Below are 6,871 nucleotides of genomic sequence, written 5' to 3' on the forward strand. Positions count from 1 at the left end.
TGCGCTGGACCCGCCCCCTCCGCGCTCAGCCCTCTCCAGCAGGCCAAGCAACAACAAACGGGCCAAATCATTCACGGGCCTCCACCGTGGGCACGGCCGATGGCCGCAAGGGATTGTCGGACGAGAGCAGGACGCGGGCGGCGGGCTTGAGGTAATCCGCGTCGATGTGGACGGTTCCGCCGCTGCGGTAGACGTTGACAATGGTATCCATGTGCTCGCTCATGAGTCCGTACTTTTCGTCTGGGGCAGCCAGGATAACCTGAAGCCCCAGCTCATCGAGAAAGCCCAGGGCGCTGACGGCGTTCTGGACGTCCAGCTTGCTGAAGGCCTCGTCAAAGACCGCCAGGGCCATGCCCCCCCGAAGCGCTCCGTCCTGTTCGTCGCGGTGCAGGCGATAGGCCGCCGCCAGGGCCGCGCCGATGGCCACATAGAAGGGTGACTGATGTTCACCACCGGACCCCTTGCCCAAGCGGCGGGACAGCATTTCCGGGTTGCGACCGTCGGCATCGGTCATCTTCACGTCAAAACTGTAGTAATGGCGGTAATCTGCCAGCCGCTCATCCAGACCGGCCTGCTCCCCTGCCTCCATCAGCAGGGTCTGCACCCGTTGGATCGCCTCCCGGTGGGGGTGGGACGGGTCATGGATGGTGTCGAACAGGCCGCCCACATTGTCCGCCTGCTCCGGAGTCCAGCTCTCCACCCAGCGCAGGATGGCGTCGAATTCCGGCGCAGGCTTCTTGATGAAACTGTAGTACTGTCCGTGGAAGGGACGAGATCGAAGATTGCGACGCAATTCCGCCAACTGCTCATCCAGCCGGGTCAGATTTTCCTTGAGACGGCTCATGAAATCGGCCCGAAAGGCATGTTCCGCCTCCCGCAGGGCGTGAGCTGCCTGCTCATGGTAGCGGGCCAGCTGGGTCTCACGCACCTGATCCAGGGTGTCCCCCGCCCATCGGGCCAGCGGTACATGATCATCCACGCCACCCACCGGGGGTGTCTCCACCGGCCAACGGGTCAGATAGTCACGCAGGGCCTCCCAGGCTTCCTCGCGGTGGCGCCTGGCATCCACAAGGGCGCGGCCCGCCCGTTTCTCGGCCTGTTCGGCAATGGCCTGCCAGCGGGCCGCCTCATCCTCCCCTTCGTGCCGGGCTTCCAGTTCCTCCAGACGCTGCTGGGCATCGGCGGCATCCAGTCCGGGCTTGGCGGCAATGCTCCGGCGCTGTTCGCTCACCGCCATCTGTTCCCGAAACTTTTCCTGCAGATCCCGTTCCACCAGGGCCACCTCTCGGTCCTGGCGCTGGAGATCCGCCTGCAAGCCCCGGATCGCCTCCTCCTCGCGTGCCTTGGCCTCGCCCAGACGGTTCACCTCTGCCTGCAAGGCCTCGTAGTCCCCCGTATTCAGACTCAGGGCCTCCCGCTCCAGGGCTTCCAGCCTCTCATCGCAGGTCCGGCGCTGGGCCACCTGTCCGGCCAGATCCGGCAGGTTTTCCAGATGGCGCAAAAAGGGATCCAGCAGTAGCTCCTTGAACGCATCGCCCTGGGCACGCGCCTGCTGGATGCCCCCATAGGTCTCGGCCTGCTCGTCAAAGCGCTGCCGCAGGGCTGCCAGACTGCGCACCCTGGCCTCACGGCCCAGCATGGGTTCCACCGGCTGAGTGCGCAACACCGCACCATTGGTGGCCAGCATGCCGTCCGGGGTAATGGCCCGCTCATGGCGGGTGAGCGCCTCTTCCTGCTCCACCCGGACCACGTTCCCCATCAGGCGATTGACATAGGCACGGGCATGTTCATCCCCGGACGTGACCACCGCGGCCAGGGAATCCGCCTCCGCCCGGTCCAGCCACTGGCGGGTCTTCAGGGTATTGATGATTCGGCTGCCATGGATGCCTTCCCGCCCCCCTTCCCGGCGGTAGATACGAATGGCTTCCACCACCCGCTCGGGCGCCACCAGCAAGGCCTCACGCTGGCCACCGAGGAAACGCTCCACCGCATCCCGCCAGTGCTCGTCGGCCACATCCACCCGGTCACACAGGGGGACTGCCTCAATACCGTGACCGGCCAGAAGCGCCATCAGGCGCCGGGTGCCGGGGGACAGGTCGCTCTCTCCGGCCTCCAGATGTCGGATCCGCTCCCGCAACCCCTCCAGGGTCCTGCGCAGGGCCAGCTCTTCTGCCGCCTGATCATCCAGACTGGCCTTCAGGCGGTCCCTGGCATCGGTCAGGGGGGCACACAATGCCCGCGCCCGCTCGACGATGACCGCCGGATCTTCCGGCCACAGGGCGGTCAACAGGGCATCATCGGACGGCAGGGCATCCCCCAGGCGGCACAACAGGGTTCGGTGTTCGGCCGACAGTACGCCTTCGGCCCGAGGGTCATCCAGCAGACGATGAACCCGGGCCAGCCCGCGGCGGGCATCATCCAGGATCTTCCGCACCCCGTCCCGGCGCTCCCTGTAACGGTCCTGATCCGACTTGATACGGGCCTTCTGCTGCGCCACGTCGCTGGCAGCCAGGCGGGCGCTGGCCTCGATCCACTCAGACTCCAGACGCTGCCTTGCCTCGTCCAGGGCGGCCAACTGCCGCCGGGCCTGTTCCATGCCCTCGTGCAGCGTGTCCACCCGCCGGGCCAGGGGGTCGGTGACTGCTTCGAGAGCATTGAAACGGGCCTCCTGCTCCACCCAGCGGAAGGAGCAGGCCCGGCTTTCCGCCTGGTCGGCCCGCCCATAGTGCTGACGGATCGACTCCAGGGCCGATTCGCGCCTACGGGCATCCTCGGTCCGGGTACGGATGTCCCGATAATGACGCAGGGCCTGCTGGAGCTGACGAACCTGGATAGGGCGATCCTCCAGCACAAACTGGCGCACGAAATCAGAAACATTGCGGATCGGCGCAAAAGTGATGGCGTTACGGAAACTCTTGAGAAACCGAACGGGGTCCAGGTGACGGCGCCCATCCGAAAGCTCGGCACAAAGCTGGCTCACGAACTCGCCGGCCTGGGACACCACCTTGAGTTCCGGACAGCGACCATAGAGGCTTTCCCGCAGGCGCTTCCATGGAATGGGAGCCATGCCCTGGGGGGTTTGCTCCATCAGGTCGGGCAGTGTCAGGCCCACGCCCGGGGCGATGAAGCGGCCGTCGATCTGCTCCTGGGCCTGATCCAGACGGGCATGCAATGACAGCCCCACCGAGGTCTCCCGACCGGTGGCAGTCTCCTCGAAACACAGTACCAGGTAGGTCAGCGCCTGTTCCCTGGGGCGCAGGTCGGTGGTGATGTCCGGATTGTCCGGGTCCCGCACCACCCCCAGGCAGTAATCCCGCAGATTGCGGGTACTCTTCTCTCCGGCGCTGGCATTGAGACTGAGTTCATGCTTGTTCCCGCCGACGAGCACGGTCTGAATGGCATCCAGCAGGGAAGACTTGCCCGATGCATTGGGACCAATGAAGGCGGCATGCCCCTGGATCTCGATGGACGCCGACTCCACCCGATACCAGTTCACCAGCAGCAGGCGTACCAGTCGCTTCATGCCGGGGTCTCCATGTCCGTATCCGTATCCTCTTCCGGCAGATAGGCGTCAAGCTGCTCCATCACCCGACCATCGGTGATCAGGCGGATGCTGGGCAGGATCCGCAACCCCGGCAATGCAGCATCCGAGGGACCATCATCGACCTCGATAACGCCGTAGCGGGCGAGGCGGGCCAGCAGGGCCCGCATCTCCGTCAAAACGGGGCGCTTGCGACCCAAGAGGGTTTCATAACGCCCCAGCAGATCCTCAGCCTCCACGTGGACACACCCGTCCCGCACCTGGAAACGGTCCATGCCTTCCTCATAGAGCAGCCGCAGACACAGCAGCATCAGGGTTTCCACCAGACGCAGGCGGGCATGGGCCTGGGCGTCGTCGGGCAACAATCCCAGAAATCCCGACTCATCATCCCGGTGCAGCCCCCAGCCCAGGGCATCGAACAGGTTGAGGAAATAGTCATGGTTGTTGACCACCACCCGATACACATCCCGGTCCCGGGGTCGCCGCAGAAACAGGAATTGCCGGGATAACAAGGCCGAGGCCGCCTCCCGCAAGGCCTGCTCGGTCACCTCGCCCCGCTCCAGTACCTGGCGCATGTCACGCAACATGGCCGGTCTCCCGGTGATCCAGACGATGCACCACAAAACGGGGGCAACGCAGCCATGGGTTTTCCATGTATCCCTCCAGGTATTCGACACGATAAAGGCGGCGCAGACGCTCCGCCCCCGGCAACCAGGGCAGTTGCCTTACATGGGTGAAGGCCATGAAGTCTTCCACCGTCTCAATAGGCAGGACTTCCCCGGGGGTTGGACCCTCGGGACGCAGATGGACCTGAAGATACCGTTCCATGCGCCGGGGATCGATACGGCGCCGGTCCAGGTAGGCCCGCAGTGCCCGCTGACGCTCCAGAAGCTGCGGATCCATCGGATAGGAGGTCAGCACCCGTGGTTCCGGCGGTCGCCTGGAGACGCTGGGCGCACGCAGACTCTGGCGCCCCAGGGGACTGGTGTCGATCAGCGGCAGCAACGTCAGTTCATCCTCGTCGGGACAGGCCACCAACGCGCGCCCCATCCCCTCCAGCCGACGGGCCAGGCGGGGCGCCAGCCCCGGTCGGCTACGGTCCAGATAACGCACCGTGTCCGCCACACGGCGCTCCACCTGCCCCCGATACCGATCGACCCGGGCCAGATGATCATCCACCTGCTCGAAGATACCGCGCAGGGTCGACAAATCCCGCTCAAGGGCGCGCCAGGCATGGTCTTCATCGGCCAGCCCTGTCTGCTCCATATAACCGATGACCAGTTGCTGCCGGCGCGGAGCATCAAACTCCAGCTCCCGCACCCGTGACAGGATCTCACCGCGGAAACGGAAAGGATTATTGCGGGTCTTGAGCTTCTTGTAGTCGGCCACCAGAAAGCGTTCGACGAAATCATCAAAGAAATGTCCCAGAACCCGACGGGGATCATCCAGTGACGCCAGCACCGATAACAGCCCCTTGAGGCCATAGATCATGGCGTTGAGATGCTGACGGAAGCGCCGGGCCTCGCTCACAGCCTGACGGAAGGCCAGTGCCTGGCCGCGGGGGTCTTCCACCGCCCGTTGGACATTGTTGAGGATGGACAGCACCATGCCGCCGTAAAAAACCTGTTCAGGTCGCGCCACTTCCACCAGTGCGCCCCAGAGGGTGCCCACAGCCGGTGGCACCGTGACCCGCATGCGGTAGCCATCCGCCTCTTCTTCAAGCCACCCGCAGCTTCGCAGACGCCGATAGACCCGCTGGGCCAATCCCTGATCCAGCACCCCCTCTGCAGCCTCCGCTGGATCCATTTCCTCGGCCAGTTCGGACACCGCCAGACGGGTCAGGATTTCCTCCAGATCCGCACGCACCGTCTCCCGTGAGGGAAACACCTCGGCGTGGATCTGCTCGAAAAACAGGGGATGCAATTCGAGCAGCAAACGCCCGTATACCTGTCGATTGGGCCCGGTCAAGGGAGAAAACAGGTTATCGGGCAGACGCTCAAAGAGTTCTGCCATGATGAAGCGTGGGTCCTTGGAACGGAAAAGGTGCTAACTTACCCAAGTCCGAAAGGCCTGGCCACTACCGTATCAACCCCAGCCATCATGAGAACAGAGAACCCATGGTTGTAGCCCCCTGCCCGCTCTGCGTCCCACAGGATGAAGCACGGGTCTGGCAGGATCAGTCCTGCCGGATCATCCTGGTGAATGATCCGGACTACCCCGGCTTCTGCCGGGTGATCTGGCACGATCATGTCGCTGAAATGAGTGATCTGTCCTCGCAGGAGCAGCAACACCTGATGCGTGTCGTCCTGGCCACGGAGCAGGCGCTGCGGGCGCTGATGAAACCTGACAAGATCAACCTCGCCAGCTTCGGCAATCAGGTTCCCCATCTTCACTGGCATGTGATCCCCCGCTATCGGGAAGACGCGCACTTTCCTGAATCGATATGGGGCCGCCGACAGCGGGAAAGCCGCCCGGTGCTGGCACCGGAACGGGAAGCCCTGACCCACTGGATCGCATCCGCCCTGGGGCATCCGGGGAAACCGACCGGCAGCATCATGGTCTGAAGCCGGACATAGCCTCCCTGGAATCCATCGCCATGCTGACTCCCTGCATCAAGATCTGCCGGGCAGAAAACGGCCGTTGCATCGGCTGTGGACGGACACTGGAAGAGATCGGTGTCTGGCGGGATCTGGAAGATCATCAACGACGCCGAATCATGGCACGACTGTTGGTGGAGGGGTATCCCGGGGGAACTGCCGGAGCCCGGCCTGAGACTGCCCCGGAAGTCCGTGCCCCCAGGGAACAGAAACACGATACGCCCGGTGCTCAGGCGGGTCCGGAAATCACGTTCAGACCGGCTTGCAGACGCTATCCCAGGGCCGTCCTGATCGATGGCATTCCCTACGGTCAACGAGTTGTCGCGTTGGTGGAGGCGCTGCAGAAGATTGCAGACGGTGACCTTGCGGCGGAGACCTGTGAATCCATCGCCCGCCGGGCCCTGGGAAGACAAATCTGACCTGCATCCCGTCGTTTCCACATATCGTCGTCACGCCCGCGCCCTTTCGTCACACCCGCGCAAGCGGGAGTCCATGGTTTTCTGCCCTGTCACTGGATTCCCGCGTTCGTGGGAATGACGGAGGGGTGGCGGGCATGACGAGGTGTGCGGTAATGATGAGGGGGAGGAGGGGCTGATGTACAAAATTCGGGGGTGACGGGCAAGAAAAAACCCCGACCGGTTTCCCGATCGGGGTTTTGGAATAGGTGCCTGGCAGTGACCTACTTTCACATGGGGAGGCCCCACACTATCATCGGCGCTGAACCGTTTCACTT

General features: G+C 63.9%; 5 protein-coding genes. 2 read left to right on the forward strand and 3 right to left on the reverse strand.

Annotated features, from left to right (window positions below):
• Positions 1 to 67: 67 nt before the first annotated feature.
• From CKO35_RS02320 to CKO35_RS02330, 3 genes are read right to left on the reverse strand one after another with little or no spacing between them, the layout of a single operon-like run.
• A complete protein-coding gene (locus CKO35_RS02320; RefSeq protein WP_200172165.1) occupies positions 68 to 3,523 on the reverse strand; it encodes an SbcC/MukB-like Walker B domain-containing protein in 3,456 nt (1,151 codons plus the stop codon).
• Positions 3,520 to 4,128 carry a DUF4194 domain-containing protein gene (locus CKO35_RS02325; protein WP_200172168.1) on the reverse strand — a complete coding sequence of 203 codons (609 nt, stop codon included), beginning with the start codon at positions 4,126 to 4,128 and terminating at the stop codon, positions 3,520 to 3,522. The genes CKO35_RS02320 and CKO35_RS02325 overlap by 4 nt, the downstream gene beginning before the upstream one ends.
• Entirely contained in the window at positions 4,118 to 5,554 is a 1,437-nt protein-coding gene (locus CKO35_RS02330; RefSeq protein ID WP_200172170.1) for a Wadjet anti-phage system protein JetA family protein, read from the reverse strand. The genes CKO35_RS02325 and CKO35_RS02330 overlap by 11 nt, the downstream gene beginning before the upstream one ends.
• A 104-nt stretch (positions 5,555 to 5,658) precedes the next feature.
• On the opposite strand from CKO35_RS02330, the gene CKO35_RS02335 reads away from it, so the two are divergent.
• Both CKO35_RS02335 and CKO35_RS02340 read left to right on the forward strand, forming a co-directional pair.
• Positions 5,659 to 6,105 carry an HIT family protein gene (locus CKO35_RS02335; protein ID WP_200172172.1) on the forward strand — a complete coding sequence of 149 codons (447 nt, stop codon included), beginning with the start codon at positions 5,659 to 5,661 and terminating at the stop codon, positions 6,103 to 6,105.
• Between the two features lie 32 nt (positions 6,106 to 6,137).
• Positions 6,138 to 6,557: a DUF1289 domain-containing protein gene (locus CKO35_RS02340; protein WP_200172174.1), complete on the forward strand. Its 420-nt coding sequence runs from the start codon at positions 6,138 to 6,140 to the stop codon at positions 6,555 to 6,557.
• Positions 6,558 to 6,871: the final 314 nt, after the last annotated feature.

Origin of the sequence: Ectothiorhodospira shaposhnikovii, assembly GCF_016584105.1 — a bacterium.
Lineage (GTDB): Bacteria > Pseudomonadota > Gammaproteobacteria > Ectothiorhodospirales > Ectothiorhodospiraceae > Ectothiorhodospira > Ectothiorhodospira shaposhnikovii.